Annotated in this window: 16 protein-coding genes; 7 read left to right on the forward strand and 9 right to left on the reverse strand. The window is 47.0% G+C overall.

Going from position 1 to position 20,757, the window contains the following annotated elements; all coding sequences use genetic code 11:
* Positions 1 to 72: 72 nt before the first annotated feature.
* Together MJO57_RS19550 and MJO57_RS19555 are read left to right on the forward strand one after the other, a co-directional pair.
* Positions 73 to 1,221, forward strand: a complete 1,149-nt coding sequence (locus MJO57_RS19550; protein WP_252018071.1) for a pyridoxal-phosphate dependent enzyme — start codon at positions 73 to 75, stop codon at positions 1,219 to 1,221.
* Positions 1,218 to 1,454 (forward strand): RidA family protein, encoded by a 237-nt coding sequence (locus tag MJO57_RS19555; RefSeq protein ID WP_252018073.1) that lies wholly within the window; start codon positions 1,218 to 1,220, stop codon positions 1,452 to 1,454. The genes MJO57_RS19550 and MJO57_RS19555 overlap by 4 nt, the downstream gene beginning before the upstream one ends.
* Before the next feature lie 102 nt (positions 1,455 to 1,556).
* On the opposite strand, the gene MJO57_RS19560 is transcribed toward MJO57_RS19555, so the two are convergent.
* The 5 genes from MJO57_RS19560 to MJO57_RS19580 all read right to left on the reverse strand — a co-directional run bounded on the left by MJO57_RS19560 (position 1,557) and on the right by MJO57_RS19580 (position 9,620).
* Positions 1,557 to 1,991: a LysR family transcriptional regulator gene (locus tag MJO57_RS19560; RefSeq protein ID WP_252018074.1), complete on the reverse strand. Its 435-nt coding sequence runs from the start codon at positions 1,989 to 1,991 to the stop codon at positions 1,557 to 1,559.
* A gap of 124 nt (positions 1,992 to 2,115) precedes the next feature.
* Positions 2,116 to 2,565, reverse strand: coding sequence for a hypothetical protein (locus tag MJO57_RS19565; RefSeq protein WP_252018075.1), 450 nt, complete (start codon positions 2,563 to 2,565; stop codon positions 2,116 to 2,118).
* 40 nt (positions 2,566 to 2,605) lie between these two features.
* Positions 2,606 to 4,633: an ATP-binding cassette domain-containing protein gene (locus tag MJO57_RS19570; protein ID WP_252018076.1), complete on the reverse strand. Its 2,028-nt coding sequence runs from the start codon at positions 4,631 to 4,633 to the stop codon at positions 2,606 to 2,608.
* 78 nt (positions 4,634 to 4,711) lie between these two features.
* Positions 4,712 to 8,452, reverse strand: a complete 3,741-nt coding sequence (locus tag MJO57_RS19575) for a tandem-95 repeat protein (RefSeq protein ID WP_252018077.1) — start codon at positions 8,450 to 8,452, stop codon at positions 4,712 to 4,714.
* Positions 8,453 to 8,510: 58 nt separating this feature from the next.
* Complete coding sequence (locus MJO57_RS19580; RefSeq protein WP_252018078.1) at positions 8,511 to 9,620, reverse strand: HlyD family efflux transporter periplasmic adaptor subunit; 1,110 nt, start codon at positions 9,618 to 9,620, stop codon at positions 8,511 to 8,513.
* Positions 9,621 to 10,165: 545 nt separating this feature from the next.
* On the opposite strand from MJO57_RS19580, the gene MJO57_RS19585 reads away from it, so the two are divergent.
* Complete coding sequence (locus tag MJO57_RS19585) at positions 10,166 to 10,837, forward strand: isochorismatase family cysteine hydrolase (protein ID WP_252018079.1); 672 nt, start codon at positions 10,166 to 10,168, stop codon at positions 10,835 to 10,837.
* Between the two features lie 19 nt (positions 10,838 to 10,856).
* On the opposite strand, the gene MJO57_RS19590 is transcribed toward MJO57_RS19585, so the two are convergent.
* Positions 10,857 to 12,371 (reverse strand): IS66 family transposase, encoded by a 1,515-nt coding sequence (locus MJO57_RS19590; RefSeq protein ID WP_252018080.1) that lies wholly within the window; start codon positions 12,369 to 12,371, stop codon positions 10,857 to 10,859.
* On the opposite strand from MJO57_RS19590, the gene MJO57_RS32850 reads away from it, so the two are divergent.
* The 3 genes from MJO57_RS32850 (at position 12,370) to MJO57_RS19600 (ending at position 14,635) form a co-directional block, all read left to right on the forward strand.
* Positions 12,370 to 12,504, forward strand: coding sequence for a hypothetical protein (locus MJO57_RS32850; protein ID WP_256491733.1), 135 nt, complete (start codon positions 12,370 to 12,372; stop codon positions 12,502 to 12,504). The genes MJO57_RS19590 and MJO57_RS32850 overlap by 2 nt on opposite strands.
* Entirely contained in the window at positions 12,462 to 13,118 is a 657-nt protein-coding gene (locus tag MJO57_RS19595; RefSeq protein WP_371924648.1) for an FAD-dependent oxidoreductase, read from the forward strand. Before MJO57_RS32850 ends, MJO57_RS19595 begins: the two co-directional genes overlap by 43 nt.
* A gap of 65 nt (positions 13,119 to 13,183) precedes the next feature.
* Positions 13,184 to 14,635, forward strand: a complete 1,452-nt coding sequence (locus tag MJO57_RS19600; protein ID WP_252018081.1) for an NAD-dependent succinate-semialdehyde dehydrogenase — start codon at positions 13,184 to 13,186, stop codon at positions 14,633 to 14,635.
* Between the two features lie 7 nt (positions 14,636 to 14,642).
* Here MJO57_RS19600 and MJO57_RS19605 read toward each other — a convergent pair whose 3' ends face one another.
* From MJO57_RS19605 to MJO57_RS19615, 3 genes are all read right to left on the reverse strand, one after another.
* A complete protein-coding gene (locus tag MJO57_RS19605; RefSeq protein ID WP_252018082.1) occupies positions 14,643 to 15,350 on the reverse strand; it encodes a hypothetical protein in 708 nt (235 codons plus the stop codon).
* A 100-nt stretch (positions 15,351 to 15,450) separates the two neighbouring features.
* Positions 15,451 to 15,819 carry an IS200/IS605 family transposase gene (gene tnpA / locus MJO57_RS19610; RefSeq protein ID WP_252027005.1) on the reverse strand — a complete coding sequence of 123 codons (369 nt, stop codon included), beginning with the start codon at positions 15,817 to 15,819 and terminating at the stop codon, positions 15,451 to 15,453.
* On the reverse strand, positions 15,816 to 17,330 hold the full coding sequence (locus MJO57_RS19615; protein WP_252017330.1) for an IS66 family transposase: 1,515 nt from the start codon (positions 17,328 to 17,330) through the stop codon (positions 15,816 to 15,818). The genes tnpA and MJO57_RS19615 overlap by 4 nt, the downstream gene beginning before the upstream one ends.
* A 240-nt stretch (positions 17,331 to 17,570) precedes the next feature.
* Here MJO57_RS19615 and MJO57_RS19620 point away from each other — a divergent pair, with 240 nt between their 5' ends.
* On the forward strand, positions 17,571 to 20,651 hold the full coding sequence (locus MJO57_RS19620; protein ID WP_252018084.1) for a hypothetical protein: 3,081 nt from the start codon (positions 17,571 to 17,573) through the stop codon (positions 20,649 to 20,651).
* The last annotated feature ends 106 nt before the right edge of the window (positions 20,652 to 20,757 follow it).

A 20,757-nucleotide genomic window follows, 5' to 3' on the forward strand; every position in this document is an offset into this window, starting at 1 on the left:
TTCGCTTATCCCCATGCCGTATTACCAATACATTGACGTTATGCAGTGTTACCAAATCAGGGGGAAGCATAGATGCACTATTTCTGCAGGCATTGCCAGAGCGAATACCCACCAGCACCAGAATTAATTAAATGCCAGTGCGGATCATCATTGTGGGTAAAACATGAGTCTGAATTCACCAGGGCCGATCTGATTCCGAATGACTTTACCATGTGGCGCTACTCCACAGCCTACCCATTAAACAGAGAAGAGATAACAATATCGTTTAATGAAACCATTACGCCATTGGCCAAGACGCAGATTGCCGGTGTTCCGGTCCTGGTAAAAATGGATTCACTTATGCCAACGGGGTCATTCAAAGCCAGAGGAGCGGCACTGGTCGTCAATTATCTGAATAATCAGGGCGTCAACAGCATTGCAGAGGACTCCAGTGGCAATGGCGGCGCAGCTTATGCAGGCTATGCCGCAAAAGGCGGGCTGGCCTGCCATATTTATGTCCCCAAAGGCACCTCGGCGGGAAAAACCGTGCAAACCCGGGTTTACGGAGCCCGCTGTATTGAAGTCAGTGGCTCCCGAAATGATGTGGCTGTAGCCGCCATGAACAGTATTCAGACAGATGGCGGTTATTATGTAGGTCATAACTGGCATCCACTGTTTATTGAGGGCGTCAAATCCATTGCCTATGAAATCTGGGAACAATGTGGTTACCAGGCCCCGGACAATTTTGTGGTCCCGGCGGGCAATGGCAGTCTGCTGGCAGGGGCCTACCTGGGCTTTTCAGAACTGTTGAGGAATGGTGAAATCAGTAAAATGCCGCGTCTGTTCGGGGTTCAAACCCATGGTATCCAGCCCTTTGTTCAGTGCTTTAATGACCAGGCCATCGAGATAGGGGACACCGACACTCTGGCTGAGGGCATCAAGATTCAACGTTCATCACACCTTGAGGAAATCATCGGTTTTGTTCGTGAATCCAACGGTGGTTTCTTGAGTGTCGGAGAAGATCAAATCAAGGTTGCACTGTATGATATGGGATCTAAAGGCTTTTTTATTGAGCCCACATCCGCGACGGCCTTTGCCGGCATTGCCAGTCTGATTGAGGATGGCAGAATCAGTACCGGTGATACCACCGTCGGTGTTATCACCGGACATGGCCTGAAAGCCACTGGCACCATCCGGCACCTGCTGGAAGAAGATTTATCCGGCCAAGGAGGTCTGCAATGAACTATATTCAGACCAGCAACCAGCTCAAACCTGCCGGCCATTACGCCCAGGCAATCCTCCACCATGGATTACTCTACGTCTCAGGGCAGCTACCGGTTAACCCCGATACAGGAGAGAAAACAGCGGGTGATATTGAGCAGCAAACCCGACAAGTGTTGGATAACCTGGCCCTGATTTTGAGTGAAGCGGGCACCACCCTTAATCAGGTCATAAAGCTGGTGGCTCTATTTTGATTACGAACTGCTCTACAGTGAAAACTGACTGTAGGTCACGAAAAACAAGGATTGGGCAACATTACCGGACAATATGCTGACAACCTTTGTAGATAAAGGGCTTCAGCAATGTTCAACCCAGTAGCAGTCTGAAATCCTACAAGAGCCTTCAACAATTCTTGGGGTATGGTTGGTAGTAATGGTGATATAGCGATCCTGTCGCACACAATCCGCCAACGCTTCACTGATTAACCCGGCAACCAGAGTTTCAGAACAATCCAGACGAATGGGGGTATGGCTTTCCAGGGCCTGGTTCTCGTAGATCTGACCACACAACTCCCGGAATGTCGGCTCAATGGTTTCCACCAGAGCCAGAGCATCCGCTGTCAGGCGAATATAGCGACCATCCGGCTCTATCAGCTTTTTTCCGATTCTCTTTTCCAGGTTGGCAATGCGTTTACTGACCGTAGACTGGCTAACATAAAGATGACTGCCGGTACGGCTCATGGTTCTCTCCTTCTGAAGAACCAGCAAGGTCTCAATGCCTTCTAATAACATGATGTTTCTGATGCCGCCGGGAAGTCACGGAACAATGCCATAGTAGATGACAAAAGCCAATCGATAACCGGCTATAAACAGTATTCTTCAGGTTGCAAATATTAGGGCTGGATAATTTCAAATTTTATATCAGCATCTTTTTCCAACCGCTCAATAAGCCGATCACCAAACAAAGTGGAAGTTGTCCAGAAACCACCCGGCTGACCAGTCTTTTGCTGATGTAAGGATTAGCCAACTGCCTGCGTAATGCAGAGTCTTTTGCCGCCTCACGGGTGATATTGATCATGCTGGCCAACGTTCCTCCTGAAAGCCCGCCCTTCGCAGCTTTCACCCGCATGCTGATCTCCATACAGAATGAACCCAATACCTCCTTCGCCTTTCTCTGGGTAAAATACACGCCCATATCCGAAGGAATGGAATCAAAGCCACTGCAGTGGACAATTCGTGCGCCACTCTTCTGCGCCGTTTCCTCATATCGGTCCATCATACTTTGTCGTTTTTTTAAAATACAGCAAGGCGTAAAGCCTACAGTGTTCAGTAGAAAAAGGGAAAGTAATGAAGGAGATAAAACCAATAATCCGGGAGTTGCAGAAACCCTCTCTGGCTTCTCGCTATCAGTAGCTCTTTTGAGTTTTCATTGGGTAAAGCTGTCCATTATTGAGTGTCAGAGCATGATGACAGAAATGAGCAAAAGACTTGCGATTACTCAACACGATCAACCCTTTTTTATTCTCTTCACAAAAAGATCGAACCGATTGAATAAAATGAAGACTGTCGTCATCACTCAAAAATTCAAATGGTTCATCCAGAACAACAAGATCAGCATCTGACAGAAAGACTCTGGCCAACATGAAGCGTTTCCGCTCACCGGAAGACAAGGGAATAATATCATTATTATCCACCTGAAAGTGCAGGCCATCATCAATCTGATTTATTTTTTCTGTCAGGTTCATTTTTTCCAGAGCATCAGCTACCTGTTCTGCTGTTACTGACGTACGACCAAGCGTCAGATTTTCATGCAGAGAACCGGTAAAAAACCGGTAGTAGGAAGGTGAGAAATGAATGTGGCTGCGCACGTCCCGATAATCAAAGTGTTCGATATTCAGATTGTTAACCAGCAAATGGCCACTGGACGGTTCTTCAAGCCCAGCAAGGATATTAAACAGGCTTGATTTGCCAGCTCCCGGCCGACCATAGACGTACAGTGAATCAGGCAGGTTTAGATCGATGTTTGCCCCTTTTATCTGAAAGTATTTGTTGTCGGCATAGTTAAACTCGATGTTTTTCAGTTCAAGATGTTTAATCCGGGTCAAACAGAAAGAGGCACCACGTTCCTCAACGGGTATTGCATAAAACTTGTTCAAGTTATCAAAAAGAATACGGATGCGATTGATATTGAATAGCAAATTGGTGATGGATGCATTTGAGATCGATTTGGACGCGAGAAGTGAGCAAGCCACCAATTGCCCCAGGGTCATCAATCCTTCCGATACCCGCCAGGCTCCATAACCAGTAACAGCAATCAGAGAGAGAAACAGAATCAACATCGATATATGATTGATATGGGCCGAGATGGAAAAATAGTGTCGATGGTCCGGTCTTCTGTGCTCGATCACTTCGGTAAAATAGCGCTCCATTCCGGCCAGCTTGATAAAGGGCAGTGACTGCATGATTTCATATTCAAACTTCCGCTTTCTCCCTTCAAATTCATAGTGATCATTAATGTATCGTTGAATCTTTGGCTGTAGAACAAGATTGATGCCAACAACCAGAGCAATGGCAACCAGAGGTATGGCCACCATTGCACCGCCGAAATAGGCAATCAAAGCCAGAGAGAGCAGCATGAAAGGTGAATCAACCAATGCCAGCAGATGGAGTGTCCCGAGCATCTGGCTCAGTGACCTGCCATAGGTCACGAGTTGGGTCATGAATGAAGCCGAATGAGGCATTGCCGATGGCTTCAGGTTACAAAGCCGGTATGAAAACTCCCTGGCCAGCTCAATTTCCATGCGAAAAACCCGGTCACTCAGCAAGTAAGAAAGTGCCGATCGGTTAATAAACCAGATCAATACCAGGAAAACAGCAATCAATACCAATGAAGACAGGATGCCCACAAAACCACTAGGTAGTACCTTGTCAAATACGTTCATGTTGTATAGCGGCACAACATAAACCAGAAGATTGGTGATAATTCCGGTCAGAATCAGATAAAAGCCGTCACGATCGGTAAGTTTTCTGAAAAACCAGCCCATGGTCTTGGGTTCACGGCCAGATTTGTCTACTCTGGCTTCCAGCTTTTCAGTACTGATGATCAGAATCGGATGCTCCATACTGTGTTTGGAGCGTGCTCGATTGATATCACTGTTATGACGAAGAATGATGATGTCGTGTTCATGGTCAAAGCAAAACAGCAAATGCTGTTCATCGAGATCAACCAGCTCAAGGTTTTCTACCGTAGAGATTTTGATAAGACAGTCAAGGTCTTCGAGATAAGCTTTCGTTTGATAAACAGTCAGATCGCTGGTTTTACGCAGCTTGTTGTTGATATACACAAGCTTGCTGTCCAGCTTGAAGTGCTTGTTCAGGTATTCCAGTGCACTGCTCAAACTGGCTGAATTGACCAGACAATCTTCACTATCCATATTCTCAGTCCATTACCGTTCAACAATACCGGGAATTACTCAAGGTCCTGCAAAAGATCGATGTAAAGGCTGGCACCGCTAAACCTGGTGCCCCTGCATATCATCCACTAATTCACTGAAACCCAGTTCAAAATAATCCAGACCCAGCTCCAACAGCTCCAGCCCCTGTAACCCGTCACCTCCCCGGGCTGCTACCGGCTCCCCATCCGGGATAATGGCCTGATTAAACTCAAATGTCTGACTACTGACCACTTCTCCGGAAGCATTCATTTCATGGAATATCACCTGAATTTCGTCCAGTGTCAGCGTTTCCAGAAGCTCGTTATTGATCGAAACAGCGATGTTCTGTGGACTATCGCCACTACTGAAATCCAACGCTCCCTGAGCAACCCCGGCATCGTTATTAAATACTTCGTAATACAAGGTGTTACTGGTATCGACCATTTCAGCTTCATTGTTTACAACGGCAAGAGTGAGAATTCCTTCAGTCTGGTCATGGGTTTCACCGGAAATAAGGGCATGCTGACCAGGATCCCTTGGCAGGCCAACAACCGATACCTGACCGGAAACAGCCACCTCGTAGCTGTGCTCACCACTGACCATTCCCGGATAATCCAGCGCGCTGCCGACATCGCTTTCATCAAAGCCATTATTTCCCAACACAAGCTGGTAATGGCCAGCCGGTAAGTCATCCAGCGTCAGTACCTCCATAGCCGGACCGGTTGCCGCCAACTGTCCGCTGAACTGAGCCACTTCTGCACCGACAGAGCCATAGGCATCACTGTGCAGCAGACGGACACCGGCAAGCCAGCTGTTGCTATCCGTGGTATTCAACGAAACTGAAAGCGCTCCCCCGGCATGTTCCAGTAACCACTGATCCAGGGAGGTAAAACCATTACTCTCAACAATCTGCCCTGCAAGATCAGTCCCCAGCATGACACCACCCTCGATTTGCAACGAACTGCTGTCAATCGTCAGACTTCCCTTTCCATTTGCATGGGTGGTCCAGCCAGAGACATTACCTGTGGTGGCAGTCGGATTAGTCGCCAGAAATTCACCCAACGGCAGTGAAACCTCATTTTGACCAGCGACACTCACCGTAATCGTGTCCGTTATACTGGCAGACGCTCCTGTCTCAGTTTCAACGGAGGTAGCCGTCACTGTTAATGACATCATTCCATTAAAGTGCAGGGGGGGGGTAATCGTCAGAGCATCCAAATCAGCAGCGGATAGAGTCCAGCTGCCATCCTGGTTCTGTTGTCCGGCAGACAGCATTGCCCCAAGGGGTAATCCGGAAAAAGTCAGGGACATGGATTCACTGCCATCGGTATCTACCAGTGCCGAGGTAACCTCCAGTGGAATGGCCGTACCTGCCAGGCCAATTGCATCACTGGTTGACCCGGTAATGGCCAGATTCAGGTTATCGATTCCCCAGGACTCGTTACTCCTTGCCTCATTCAATGTCGAACCAAAGCCAAGAGAAACCTGCCCCGCATTGGGGTCAACCGGAATGGTCAGCGTATAATGGTGGGCCTGATCAATCCAGCCACCGGATCCCAGGGCATAAATACCCTCATCATGCACCACCTGGCCAATAACATCCCCATGATGGTTTTTCAGGGTTTCGGTACCCGCACCATCACTGGAATGGTTAAAGATATGATAGGAACGCGCATGAAAAAGCTGACCATCGACAAATACCCGAAACTCTTCCCCATCCCAGGAATCGATTTCATAGAACGTAAAATTCAATGTTAGTTCATTGACACCCGGTGGTATCTCATAAGTATTCGATATTAGCTGATTGCCTCCAGAGCCCGTGTAACTACCCAGTATGTTTCCCGTGGCAAACGATCCGGACCCAATCCCAATCTGGGACCAGCCTTCTGAGCCAGTGTTAAAATTATGGTCGGCAACCATCAGGTCAATGGTCGGATTATCCAGGCCAATCGCATCACTGATTGACCCGGTAATGGCCAGATTCAGGTTGTCGATTCCCCAGGATTCATTACTCCTTGCCTCATCCAACAACGAGCCAAAGCCAAAGGAGACTTGCCCCGCATAGGGGTCAACCGGAATGGTCAGCGTATAATGGTGGGCCTGGTCAATCCAGCCACCGGATCCCAGGGCATAAATACCCTCATCATGCACCACTTGGCCAACAACATCCCCATGATGGTTTTTCAGGGTTTCGGAACCCGCACCGTCACCGGAATGGTTAAAAATATGGTAGGGACGCCCATGAAAAAGCTGACCATCGACAAATACCCGAAACTCTTCACCATCCCAGGAATCGATTTCATAGAAGGTAAAATTCAATGTCAGCTCATTGACACCCTGTGGTATCGCATAAGTATTCGATATTAGCTGATTGCCGCCAGAGCCCGTGTAATTACCCAGTATGTTTCCCGTGGCAAACGATCCGGACCCGGTCCACATCTGGGTCCAGCCTTCTGAGCCACTGTTAAAATCATGGTTGGCAACCGTTAGAACATTATGGACAGGAGAAATATTGAGATATGGTTGGTCAGCAACGCCGGTCAGAGAAATTGTTGCTTGTGCAGCACTGGTTGTTATTCCATCAAATACATCAAAGGAAAATCTGGCTGTACCGCTAAAATGGCTATTCGGAGTAAACGACCAGCTGCCGTTACCATGGTCAACAATTGATCCCTGTTCAGAGCTCAGGTTTTGAACACTCAACCGATCACCATCCACATCAGACGCATTCGCCAGTAGAGCCGCTTCAGTAATTTCAATCACGGTGTCTTCACTACTGCTTGTTGCCAGCAAGACAGGATCGCTGACCAACGGCGCATCGTTAGTGCCTGTTAAGGTAATATTCACCGTCGCGGAAGATTGTGCCCCTTCGTCATCGCTCATTACATAGCGAACTGTGACCAGCTGCTCTTCTCCTTCAGCAAGTGCCTCAAAGTCATGGCCAGGTTCAAACTGAATCTGATTATCAACAATGCTGACACTTCCCTGTCCACTGACGGGATCACCATTAGCGTCCACTACTGCAGCGCTTTTGAGGCTAAAGTTGGCGGGATGATCATTGACATCCACATCAATATCATTAGCCAGTGGATCAAAAAGCAAAGTGTCCCCCTCACTGCCCACCACATCATCGGAAACGGCTACTGGTTGATGGTTTGGGTTCAAAAAAGGTTGTTCCGTGGCAGGGGGTTCAAAAACGCTGTTACTTTCGGATGCAGCCACTGTCTCATCAGCAACACTGTCACTATTTGGTCCAGAAGCCGTACCCTCTTCCGGAGTTTCTGAGCTTTCTACCTCAATAATGTCTTCTTCGCTGCTCTGATCAGATTTAGATGACTCGTCATCTTCCGACTGTTCATCGGTATTCTCTTGATCATCTCCATCATCTTCATCCCCATCATCTTCGTCCTTACCCGAACCAGCGCCCGCCCCGGGATCGCCTGCTGCATCCGGAACACCGGGTGAAGCCTGTACTGAAGCTGAGTTCGCTCCCGTTGCAATAGCGACACTGCCAGCCGCACCGGCTGCAGAAGCTATACCACCTGGAGCACCCGGGGTAACCACATTGCCTGCACGACTCGCTGACCTGGCAGTAATGGAACTCTCCTCTTGGATTTCTTCATCATCACTGTAGGCAGAGAAAGATTCCCACTGTTCTTCTGAAAGCCCTGCGAGAGCATCTTCACGAGCCTTTTCCTCAGCCTCATAACGCTCACTAATCAGGCTATCAGAAGCCGCCAACACGGTTGCGATCTGCAATGCTGCTTCGACACTTGTGCTGCCAGACGAAGACGAATTTACCTGATTAGTCTCACTCATTCTCAACCCTCCATGGATTATGCTGACTGACTCAAGTCAGAGGCAGAGGTGACCTGGTTCAGATATGGCCAATCTCATGGAAGTGTTTAATAACCGGGCTCATCAGGTAACTGATCAGAGAGATTCTGCCACGCTCAATCGTTCCATACAGAGTCATGCCATATTTCAGGGGATAACGATTATTCCTGTACTCAAGAAACCCTTTTTCCGGCACAACTTCGACCCGATAAAACAGCTCACCGCCAGACTCTTCCAGCCTGTCCACACTGATGCGTCTGATCGATCCATCGAGATAGCCGAAAATTGTGTGGTCGTAAGCATCAAGACGCAGCCGTACATCCGTATTGGCTTTGATCATGCCAATATCACTGGCCGAAACATTGAGCGTGATTTTGTAGGGTTGCGGGGTTCGCTCAATAATCTCGGCAAAGGTATCACCCTGACTGATAAACTTGCCCACCTGAGAAAAATGAACATGACGGACCACACCGGCCACGGGAGCACGAACATAGGAACGCTCAATGTAATGTTTGTAGAGACGGATACTGTTGCTGACCTCCCGCAGTTGCTCTTCGTATCGCTCAATTTCAAAAACAATGCGCTCTTCGAATTCTTTTTTGACTTTCAAAAGATCCTTTCGGGAACGGAGCACTTTCTGGGTTGAGTCCATGGACTGCATGGTTCCCGCAGCCTTCTTTTCGACCAGGACATTGATCGCCTGTTTCTTCTGTCGGTCGATAGCAACCAGCTTCTGCAGGTTTCTCACACTGTCTTGATAGTTATTACTGAGTAGCGTAAATCGCTCAACCTGCTTCTCCAGCGCCTGACCATCAACAAACTTTTGAAGCTGTTGCTCTTCAAGCAGCGCCTGGAGAATTTCCAGCTTTTGTTCCAGTCGTGCCCGTTTTTCAGTGACAATATCCAGGTTAATCTTCTGTTCTTCGTTATTCAGCTCAACCAGAATATCACCCTCTTCGACAAAATCACCCTCAGCCACAAATATGTGCTGAATGACGCCATCATCGGAAAAGTCGGCAAAGGCAGGGGATGAAAAAGAAGAAACTTTTCCATCTGCTCTGGTGAAAACTTCCACTTCAACAAATGTGCTAATCAGTAATAACGTTGAAAAGAGGAAAGCACTGAGTATCAATCCATTTTTTGCATCCATACGAATTCACTTCCTGGTAAAAAGTTAAAACTAATCAATACCTCCTGACTTTTCCTTCGCTTGGAACAAGACAAAAGTCTCGACTAATAATACTTTTAGAAATAAAAAAATATTTTTAGCTATCTTAACGCAATTGGAAGATATAAATTAACTATTCACCAACAAGTTAAGAATTTCACTATTAATGCCTTTATTATAGTTACTCATTCTATTGCCACCTTACTTAGCCTGACGCCTGCAGCCGGGATTCGTTAACCACTTACACGCCGCTCATTGGCCACCATTAAATTCAAGACGAAAGATATATCTAGTTGAACTAAAACAAGATAAATCACTAAAATTACTCAGAATTAAGGTCTATCAGCCTTAAAGGATGAATAAAAATAAGGATACTTTTAATAAATCCTATATTCAGGATATCTGATACTCAGAAATCCATCAGCTAAAGTGCTTTATCAACTTCCCCATGTGTGTCAAGCTATCCTGCCATCACACAATTCACTGAACACTGATTGGTCCTGAGCAATTAAAGAAGAGTCCGGAAAATGAACAAAATACTGTCCCGTGATTTGCCTCCGGCTTCAGGACATAGTGCATTGTTAATTATCGATATTCAAAACTTCAGCTGTACTCCAGAGGGTGGAAACTTTAAGGGTAAGAGTTCAAATGACATGGAATCCTATGAATACTACTTCCAGCAACTGTCCTCTACAGTACTGCCCAATATCCAGCGTCTGCAAAAGGCCTGTCGACAGGCACGGATTGAAGTTCTCTTTACGGTTATTGAAAGTCTTACTTTAGATGGGAGAGACAGAGGACTTGATTACAAGATTACCGGTTTTAACGTACCAAGAGGCTCAAAAGATGCACAGGTCATAGAGATTGTCAAACCCGTAAGCGATGAAATAGTGATCCCGAAAACATCATCCAGCGTCTTTATCTCAACTAACATCGACTACCTTTTACGAAACATGGAATGTCGGCATTTGATCATTGCCGGTGTCTTGACGGATCAATGTGTAGAAAGTGCTGTGCGTGATGCCTGCGACTTAAACTATCTGGTTACCCTGGTTTCCGATGCCTGTACAACATTTACCGAAACGAGACACCATTATTCCTTGAAAGCGGTCAATGGCTACTGCCGCCAACGCACCACCGTTGAGATAATTCATGAAATCAGTGAACACAATGAACCGGATGAACATGGTCGGTGCTGAATCAATAAAGATAGCGTAACTATTCAGCACTGAGCAAAGGCATATTACAGTAATTCCGAACAGCTCTATGAAGTGATTGATATATGTCCATTCCCTGTTTTCTGGCAGACGACAAATAGCTGCGAATCCGTGCAAACATAGAACCACCGTCTGCACTCCTGAAGCAGCCTGAGATTTTCTGCTTTAACTTGGCCATTCGAACATCCCGCTCACTGCCATTGTTCTCGAAGGGAATGGTAAAATCTGACATGAAGCGCAGTGTCTCAGCCTTGAACTCAGTGAGTCGTTTGAAGAGATTGTAAGCTTTAGTATTCTTGACTTTCTTGCGCTTAAGCTCCTCTCGTTGCTTCTCCATATAGACGACTTCTTTCATTAGAGCCCGCTGAAGCAACCGGTCATAAATCTTCTCGATTCGTTCACAGACAACACTTGGCATCTGTAGCATACCTATGGTCTTAAAGCCCTTGCAGTAATGCCAGGAAAGCCTCAGTAGCTTCATCAATCGCAACGCCAGTTGATTGCTGTCCCTATCAACAACACCCAAAAGCTCCCTCAGGTGATGGGCATTGCAAAGTACGTGAGTTGCCGCATATGCAAAATAGGATTTCCAATGATCATGAACCAGAACGCCTGCAAATGTTAGCAGTATGCCCATCGTGTCCATGGCCTCACGACCTCGCTTTTCAGACAAGTAGTAGAGCGTCCATTGTTCATCCCGCATAACGTGTAGCCAGTGCAAAGAGCCCTCGGCCCGCATACCCGTTTCATCGGCTCCGGCAACAGACGATTCCCGCAAGGCGTCACGAATAACCTCTTCAGTAGAAGCCAGATTTTCATAGGTTCTGGCCACAAAATTGGCGACAGTGCCTGCACTTACACTCATTTTATAGAGAGTATTAAAATACTCTGACACGCGCTTAAAAGGCAGGAAATGGTATTGGTTAAGATAGACGGCCATAGCCTGTGTGGCTGAGCCATATTGTGCGGCAGCGGTAACACCTTCCGGGAATTCAGCCTGATTCCGACAACCACAAGTGCAGATTTTTACTTCAGCTCTATGGGCCGTTACTTCAAATTCACCCGGTCTCCCTGGTTCAAACACCTGTCGTTCAATATATTTGACCGGCTCACTATCAAGAAGAGACGCCTGACATTTATTGCATTCTTTAACCGGAAGGTACTCAATATAGTCAGGGATATCGACCTGTTTAAGACAAGTGCCCTGATGCCCTTTCTTTCCACCGGCTTTATTACCAGAAGACTGTCTCAGACTTTTAGGATTGGGTTTTTCATCCGATGGATCGGTACCTTTATCTGCGGAAAGGTCGTCAGAATGATCTGGAGAATTACTGTTTTTACAAGGTTTTTGATAACCATCAGACGATGGCGGCTTGCTGCTGTTTTGACTGTTCTTGCCAACCTTTTCTTCCAATTCTCGACATCGCTCTTCCAGACAGGCAACTCTCATCCGCAGCTCTGCATTCTCTTTCAAGAGAATCTCAGCCGACATAGTTGCGGGTAGTTCTGGAATCATGCTGGCGAATATTGTGGAAAAATGGTGCTTAAGAGGATGGTATAAAAATCAGAAAATTCCAGATTTATGTGGGGGTGCTGAACAGTTACGATGGCAAAAGAGTTTACTGATCTGGGAGGGGAGATTCAGCTGAATACCACCGTAACCGGGTTGGCCGAAACCAGCCAGACGATCACTGCCGAATGTTGCCATAATGGTGAGCGGGTCTGTTATGAGAGTAAATACCTGATTACCTGCTCCGGTCTTCTGGCTGATCGCATGACAAAAATGCTTGATATACCCACAGACTTCCAAATTATCCCATATCGTGGTGAATATTATCGTTTGTCGAAGCGGCACAACGAGGTCATCAATCACCTTATTTATCCGATACCGGATCCGGATTTACCTTTTCTGGGGGTTCATCTGACCCGAATGATTGATGGCTCGGTCACAGTAGGCCCTAATGCGGTTCAGGGCTGGAAGCGGGAGGGCTATGGCCGTTTTAATGTTGACCTGAAAGACGTCAGGGACATGGTGACTTTCCCTGGTTTCTGGAAAGTTACTCTGAAACACCTGGGCACCGGGCTGAAAGAAACCTGGGAATCCTGGCGGAAGTCCGGTTACTTGAAACGGGTTAATAAGTACTGCGACAAAATCACAATTGATGATCTTGAACCTTATCCTGCAGGTATTCGTGCCCAGGCTGTTCTTAAGGATGGCTCACTGGTCCATGACTTTTGCCGGATAATATATATCGGCAGTTGATCACTTTGATAGCATCCAGATCAAAGAATGAGAATAAACCGATTCAAAAAAAATGAGGCAGGCTGATGAACCCATTTCTCTTTGAGAGTAACGAGGCATTGATTAACGGTCAGTGGGTTAGTGCACAAAGTGGCCGCACCTATTGGGTAACCAATCCCGCTACCGGACAACAGATTGCAGAAGTACCGGATATGGGGGCAGCAGATGCTGAACAGGCTGTTGAAGCGGCCAGTGAGGCCTTTAATTCATGGAAAAGAACCACAGCCAAAGAGCGGGCAGGGCTTTTGAATAAATGGTTCCAGCTCATGACTTCGTATGCGGAGGATCTTGCTCAACTGTTAACCCTTGAGCAGGGAAAGCCCTATAAGGAGGCATACGGTGAAGTATTGTATGGCGCATCCTTTATCGAATGGTTCGCCGAAGAAGGCAAGAGAACCTATGGTGATATCATCCCCTCTACGATGGCAACTGCCCGCTATTTAACGATGAAGCAACCGGTGGGGGTGGTCAGTGCCATAACACCATGGAATTTTCCCATTGCCATGATTGCCCGAAAAGCAGCACCGGCACTGGCAGCTGGCTGTACTATTGTTATCAAGCCGGCTGAAGACACCCCATTATGTGCGTTTGCGATGGCCAGGCTTGCGCAGCAGGCCGGGATTCCTGCGGGTGTGATTAATGTAATTACGTCGTCGTCCGCTGCAGAGACTGGTCCGGTGCTAACCACGCACCCTTTGGTTCGAAAGGTTTCCTTTACGGGGTCAACGCCGGTTGGTAAGCATCTTATACGTCAGAGTGCCGATACGGTAAAAAAAGTTTCCATGGAGTTGGGCGGAAATGCACCATTTATCGTCTTTGACGACGCAGACATCGACAAGGCAGTGCAAGGGGCGTTGATCTCAAAATACAGGAATGCTGGCCAGACCTGTGTATGTACAAACCGCCTTTACGTACAGGATGGTGTCTACGATGAGTTCCTGGAGAAGTATACTGCAGCTGTTGCGGCACTTAAGGTGGGTAATGGCCTTGATAAAGAGACAGACATAGGCCCTATGATAAATAGCCGCGCAATAGAAAAAATTGCGTACGTCGTTAACCTGGCAAAAGAACAGGGGGCTACCGTGCATATGGGCGGGTCCCGATCCGATGTCGGAGACCTGTATTTTGAACCCACCATATTGACAAGTGTTGATGAAAGCATGGATGTGGCTCACCAGGAACTGTTCGGACCGGTTACTACGGTGTTCCGGTTCAAGTCAGAAGCGGACGTCATCCATCGGGCAAATAATACGCCGTTTGGGTTGGCTGCCTATTTTTATTCCCGTGACCTGTCACGAGTCTGGCGGGTCAGCGAAGCATTGGAGTATGGCATGGTCGCTGTTAATGAAGGTATCCTTTCCACCGAGGTAGCACCATTTGGCGGCATCAAAGAGTCCGGCATCGGGCGGGAAGGCTCAAAATATGGCATCGAAGACTATCTTGAAATCAAATACGTTTGTCTTGGTGTAGGAGCATAATCGGATTTTACTTGATATTGGTTAATACCCTGATCAAGGTTTCGCTCAGCTTTTGGCTGGCCTTGCTCAGGTTGTTCAGGAACTGTTCGACATTACCCAGTTCGATATCAATATGATCGGTAACGGATTTGATCGGCAGGAAGTCGATACCGTAAAGATGAGCGGTTGCAGCAACGGCGGCACACTCCATCTCTTTGGCCATTCCCTGGTTTTGCATAATCCACTGCCTGTCGATATCCGGCATGTCGAGGGAGTTGCCTGTGGTGACCACCCCAAGCTTATGCTCAATACCCTGAAAGTATTCGGGGCAATAGGCGGTTGGATAAGCGCCCATGGCAAAACGGTCAAAGCCCTCCAGGGGCACCCGGTGATCATGATAAACCACCGGCTGGTCGGAAGTGATGATATCAGCAATGTCCGCATCGGCTGAAAAAGCACCACAGGTTCCCGCGTTAATGATCAGCTCCGGAGCATACTCAAGAATGGCAGACTGGGTATTCAGCGCGGCAAACTCGGTGCCTATTCTGTCGACACCATACTCACTGGATTTGCCATTCAGAGAGATAACGATGTCCTTACCGGCAAACGCACCCTGAAAGCGGGGGAAGTGATTTTTCAATTGCGGATTGGCGGGCAGTTCCCGCAGTCCGAGCTGGTCAATGACCGGACGGGCTTCCGCTGCCATGGCCATAATGATCAGAATTTGTTTAGACATTAGCAAAATCGTCGTAAACCCTCGCCCAATCGGGCGGGGATATAAGATGGGAAGGCCGGGCCGCGCAGGCGTAGAGCCTTCCGCCAGCAGGTTTGCACTATCAATCAGGCGTACTCTGACTATTCACGTACTCTTTGAGAGTTTCGATAGTCGCCCCTCCTGCACTGCAAGCAAAGTACGCCCTTGACCATAACCGGCCTGATTTACTTTGAGTCGTAAGGTGGGTATTCAATATTCGCAATTGCCTTGATGATGTTGATTTCAGGTTGTTTACCATGACACTGACAGCCAGTTTCGGTGGGTAGGCAATCAGTAAATGGACATGGTCTTTCTCTCCATCCATTTCCAGCAAATCACACTCCAATTTCACGCAGGCACTCTCGAACGCATCACGTAATTGTTGAATCATGTACCCATCAAACAGCTTGCGTCTGTACTTTGTAGTGAACACTAAATGAACAGTAACTATTCAGCACTGAGCAAAGGCATATTACAGTAATTCCGAACAGCTCTATGAAGTGATTGATATATGTCCATTCCCTGTTTTCTGGCAGACGACAAATAGCTGCGAATCCGTGCAAACATAGAACCACCGTCTGCACTCCTGAAGCAGCCTGAGATTTTCTGCTTTAACTTGGCCATTCGAACATCCCGCTCACTGCCATTGTTATCGAAGGGAATGGTAAAATCTGACATGAAGCGCAGTGTCTCAGCCTTGAACTCAGTGAGTCGTTTGAAGAGATTGTAAGCTTTAGTATTCTTGACTTTCTTGCGCTTAAGCTCCTCTCGTTGCTTCTCCATATAGACGACTTCTTTCATTAGAGCCCGCTGAAGCAACCGGTCATAAATCTTCTCGATTCGTTCACAGACAACACTTGGCATCTGTAGCATACCTATGGTCTTAAAGCCCTTGCAGTAATGCCAGGAAAGCCTCAGTAGCTTCATCAATCGCAACGCCAGTTGATTGCTGTCCCTATCAACAACACCCAAAAGCTCCCTCAGGTGATGGGCATTGCAAAGTACGTGAGTTGCCGCATATGCAAAATAGGATTTCCAATGATCATGAACCAGAACGCCTGCAAATGTTAGCAGTATGCCCATCGTGTCCATGGCCTCACGACCTCGCTTTTCAGACAAGTAGTAGAGCGTCCATTGTTCATCCCGCATAACGTGTAGCCAGTGCAAAGAGCCCTCGGCCCGCATACCCGTTTCATCGGCTCCGGCAACAGACGATTCCCGCAAGGCGTCACGAATAACCTCTTCAGTAGAAGCCAGATTTTCATAGGTTCTGGCCACAAAATTGGCGACAGTGCCTGCACTTACACTCATTTTATAGAGAGTATTAAAATACTCTGACACGCGCTTAAAAGGCAGGAAATGGTATTGGTTAAGATAGACGGCCATAGCCTGTGTGGCTGAGCCATATTGTGCGGCAGCGGTAACACCTTCCGGGAATTCAGCCTGATTCCGACAACCACAAGTGCAGATTTTTACTTCAGCTCTATGGGCCGTTACTTCAAATTCACCCGGTCTCCCTGGTTCAAACACCTGTCGTTCAATATATTTGACCGGCTCACTATCAAGAAGAGACGCCTGACATTTATTGCATTCTTTAACCGGAAGGTACTCAATATAGTCAGGGATATCGACCTGTTTAAGACAAGTGCCCTGATGCCCTTTCTTTCCACCGGCTTTATTACCAGAAGACTGTCTCAGACTTTTAGGATTGGGTTTTTCATCCGATGGATCGGTACCTTTATCTGCGGAAAGGTCGTCAGAATGATCTGGAGAATTACTGTTTTTACAAGGTTTTTGATAACCATCAGACGATGGCGGCTTGCTGCTGTTTTGACTGTTCTTGCCAACCTTTTCTTCCAATTCTCGACATCGCTCTTCCAGACAGGCAACTCTCATCCGCAGCTCTGCATTCTCTTTCAAGAGAATCTCAGCCGACATAGTTGCGGGTAGTTCTGGAATCATGCTGGCGAATATTGTGGAAAAATGGTGCTTAAGAGGATGGTATAAAAATCAGAAAATTCCAGATTTATGTGGGGGTGCTGAACAGTTACAAGATAGCAATGAAACTTTTTAATAAAACAAAGGTCCTAATAAACATTCCTTGCGATTTTTATGTCAGACAAAGCGCCATCGAAACAGCACCTACACTCAATGACCGGAAATTAACAGGGAAGCCATTAACATTACCTAAGGAGTGGGTGTATGGACCCCATCATTCATAAAAAAGCGTCGGTCGTGATGCACCATTTGCCAGATCAATCAAAGAACCTGGATCCTACAGGCAAATGGTCAAAGCATGAGAACTCAGAGCTCTTGATACCCAGAGATCAATGCAGGGAGACTCAGCGCGAGGAAATACAGCTGGCAATGAAGCAAGCAAACCTGGGTATTCGGGTAGTCAGTCCAGAGGAAGAACGAAACTATCTGGATCAGCCACAAAAAGCCCCACGACCGGTCTGCCATGTCCAGTTAGGTGCATCTGTTCAAATCAGGCAATCTGGCAAATATAGGCTGGGTATTGTGAATCCGGAGATGCTAGCGGTTTATAAGACTAATGCGGGAACCGGTGAATTGGTCAATAACAGGAAAGCAGTTGATCAACTCAGAGTGAAATGCCTTGCCGATCACCATGAAATAAAGAAAAAAATGAAGGAGCAGGTGGAACGTCGATGGGATGTTTATCCCGTTTTTACCTCGGGGCATTTGCAACCCGATGGTACATATTCTCCCCCCAAATTTAAGCCCCATCTGAAAGATCTTGATCCAGGACTGATACCTTATCCTGAATTTCTCACCACTGGTTACGAGAAATCACAGATCAAATGCTATTGCATTACAAAGGCAGATGCCACAAGAAATATTACCGATATCCTTGAAGAGAAACACACTTTGGAAAATACCTTGGGGATTGGTCCATTGCCTCTGGCCGTCTACTGCCAGCACAGCGGTTCTCTGGAAGTCTATTTTGAAGAGGAACTGGAGGTGAGTCAGCTGGCCGATAAGGAAGCCTGTCTGGATGATTTTGCCCTATCCCATAGCATAGAACCGCAGATATTCAGAAGGATACTTAACATGCTGCCAATGACGTTAAAATCTGAATCGTTGAATAAAACAGCATTAGAGCCTAAACCGTATAGGAAAAATGCTATAAATGAACTGAGAGAAATGGTATCCAATCCAGCTTGTTACAATCCTGAACATCTAGACTTAATCAAGGACAGTGGATTTCCACTTAACACGCATTTTTTCTTCCAACAACAATTTATAACAATTATTGATCTTTTTATAAAAATGGAACGAGAAAGGTTTCATAATGAAAATCATGAGACCAGATTTTTAGATGACATTAAATCAACTTCAAAAAGGAAAGCAGAGTTATTATTTCATTACTTAGCCAATAATAGCGCACCGGTCATCGAGACGAGGTCTATAGAAATATGTTTCACTCCCCCTTATCTGTGTAACTACCTCTTGGCAGTACTAGCACCTGTAGACAATAACTACGATTTTTGGGAGTTCATGACTCACCCCGTTAATTTCCCTGCCATTAAGGTGGAAATCGATCGAATATGCCAAAGAAACTCTAATAAGCTGGATAGCTATTTGGAATATGCACTGCAAAGACCATTTACTCATTTTAAAAACTTTGCTTTTTTCAAGCATCATTTGTTAGCTCTGTTTTATTATGGCGCAGTCCCCGATGAGGCGATATTGCAAACAACCAGGCAAGAAATAAGGAAACTCAGCACTATCATAGCCAATTGTAAACAAATAACTTTGGGTAATTGTTCCACAGATGACTACATCAAATGGGTTCAGGAACTATACCGGCAGCGGGAGCAAGACCCTTTTTATCAATCCTGGCCAGCACAGGTTGAAGAGGCAAAACAGGAGATAGCCAAGCTCAGAGCGTCCCTGCCTTGGCAGGCTGAGCTGCTAACGCCCCTTTCGACAGAATACGGGGATGCAGAGTTACAGTTTGTGATGGACGCGTTCAGTAAACCACCAACGCTTGCCAATGCGCGGGACAATGAAGAAACCATCCTGAAGATATTACAGCATTATTACCGTCGCCCTGGTCCAGAGCGGGTGCTCAGTGCGCTCGGCCTTTCATCATTACCGACGATATGGAAGCCTCTGCACGCTTGCAGCCATGTATTGCGAGCCAGGAATAACGTACTCTGGTATATAGAGCTGCTGGAGAAATTCCAGTTATTGAATTGCACAAAAGATGAGAAGACCCTCCTGGCGCTAGCGGCCATATACCATGATGCGGCAGCAGAAGATGTTGGCAAAGATTGTGAAGAAAAGCGATCAGCAGAGTACTTCAGACGCGATCTGGCAGAGCAATACCCACAGGGACTGCTGGATGATATCGCCCTGGCCCTTGAAAGCAAGGAAAACGATGTTCATGGCAGGGATGATGACGCCCTGTCGGCAACGGTTCGTGGCTACCTGCGCGTATTGCGCTTTGCCGACCGCATGGACATTATTCGCTGCACCGGTGTCGAGAAAAATTTCCCGGGGCTCACTGACCGTGACCGTGACCGGTCAGAGTTTAACGGAGGCATGCTGGACCTGCCGCCGGAATCGGGCAAGTTTACTGCCGACCCGGAAACAAAATCCCTATTCCAACGAAATCTTGAAGCCGCCATGCACGGAGCCGCTGATCTGGCCCTGGTCACTGGCCACCTGAGCCACGACCACCGTCCTAATCCTTATGCTCACATTTACCAGTTAACACCTGAAGCTAAACAAATCACAGCGCAATTTGAACTCACCCCTATGCCGGTGGGAAAAATGGAGGATTTCATCAACAACAACGTCCGGCGAAAAATTGCCCGTCTTGCCGGTATTCACACCTGCTCAGACCCGGATCACAAAACCTGTGGCACCGATGGTCAGCAGGGCATAACCCGGGGCATCCATAATAGTTGGTATGACCTTCAACAGATTGAGGTTCCGGCCTGTATGACCCGTTTGGAAAAAATGCAGTGTGAGTATGATGATATGGATGTGCTGAGTGAAGAAACACGACAGGCGATTACCGCAGAGGTGCAGCGACTGAAATCCCGGGGAATACTCATGAATACGGGTACATTAACTCAGGAAACGTTGAGGTCAGATGGGGCAATAAGAAAACTGCAAGGAAGAGGCCTGGAGGTAGTGAAAAATAAACGCCTCAGAGGCTACGGTAAAGATGGCAATCCACGGTACGAGATAGTACTGGTGCCAACCAAGGTACAGCCCAGCAACTTCGCTACTATCCTGACTAATCAATGATAGTTAGGATTTCAGACAATCTTGTTATGAACTATGAAATGTGAACAAGCATAATGCTTAATACAATCTTAACGGTCTTTCTTATTAATTAGGTTATATGATGATT

The sequence above is a fragment of the Endozoicomonas sp. SCSIO W0465 genome (assembly GCF_023716865.1).
Taxonomy (GTDB): domain Bacteria; phylum Pseudomonadota; class Gammaproteobacteria; order Pseudomonadales; family Endozoicomonadaceae; genus Endozoicomonas.

What these genes read in the sequence shown, in the direction of transcription:
- MJO57_RS19620 (WP_252018084.1), top strand. Translation starts at nt 17,571, where the DNA reads ATGGACCCCATCATTCATAAAAAAGCGTCGGTCGTGATGCACCATTTG.
- MJO57_RS32850 (WP_256491733.1), top strand. Translation starts at nt 12,370, where the DNA reads ATGCTGGCGAATATTGTGGAAAAATGGTGCTTAAGAGGATGGTATAAA.
- MJO57_RS19575 (WP_252018077.1), bottom strand. Translation starts at nt 8,452, where the DNA reads ATGAGTGAGACTAATCAGGTAAATTCGTCTTCGTCTGGCAGCACAAGT.
- MJO57_RS19585 (WP_252018079.1), top strand. Translation starts at nt 10,166, where the DNA reads ATGAACAAAATACTGTCCCGTGATTTGCCTCCGGCTTCAGGACATAGT.
- MJO57_RS19615 (WP_252017330.1), bottom strand. Translation starts at nt 17,330, where the DNA reads ATGATTCCAGAACTACCCGCAACTATGTCGGCTGAGATTCTCTTGAAA.
- MJO57_RS19590 (WP_252018080.1), bottom strand. Translation starts at nt 12,371, where the DNA reads ATGATTCCAGAACTACCCGCAACTATGTCGGCTGAGATTCTCTTGAAA.
- MJO57_RS19550 (WP_252018071.1), top strand. Translation starts at nt 73, where the DNA reads ATGCACTATTTCTGCAGGCATTGCCAGAGCGAATACCCACCAGCACCA.
- MJO57_RS19560 (WP_252018074.1), bottom strand. Translation starts at nt 1,991, where the DNA reads ATGTTATTAGAAGGCATTGAGACCTTGCTGGTTCTTCAGAAGGAGAGA.
- MJO57_RS19605 (WP_252018082.1), bottom strand. Translation starts at nt 15,350, where the DNA reads ATGTCTAAACAAATTCTGATCATTATGGCCATGGCAGCGGAAGCCCGT.
- MJO57_RS19580 (WP_252018078.1), bottom strand. Translation starts at nt 9,620, where the DNA reads ATGGATGCAAAAAATGGATTGATACTCAGTGCTTTCCTCTTTTCAACG.
- MJO57_RS19600 (WP_252018081.1), top strand. Translation starts at nt 13,184, where the DNA reads ATGAACCCATTTCTCTTTGAGAGTAACGAGGCATTGATTAACGGTCAG.
- MJO57_RS19595 (WP_371924648.1), top strand. Translation starts at nt 12,462, where the DNA reads ATGGCAAAAGAGTTTACTGATCTGGGAGGGGAGATTCAGCTGAATACC.
- MJO57_RS19570 (WP_252018076.1), bottom strand. Translation starts at nt 4,633, where the DNA reads ATGGATAGTGAAGATTGTCTGGTCAATTCAGCCAGTTTGAGCAGTGCA.
- MJO57_RS19555 (WP_252018073.1), top strand. Translation starts at nt 1,218, where the DNA reads ATGAACTATATTCAGACCAGCAACCAGCTCAAACCTGCCGGCCATTAC.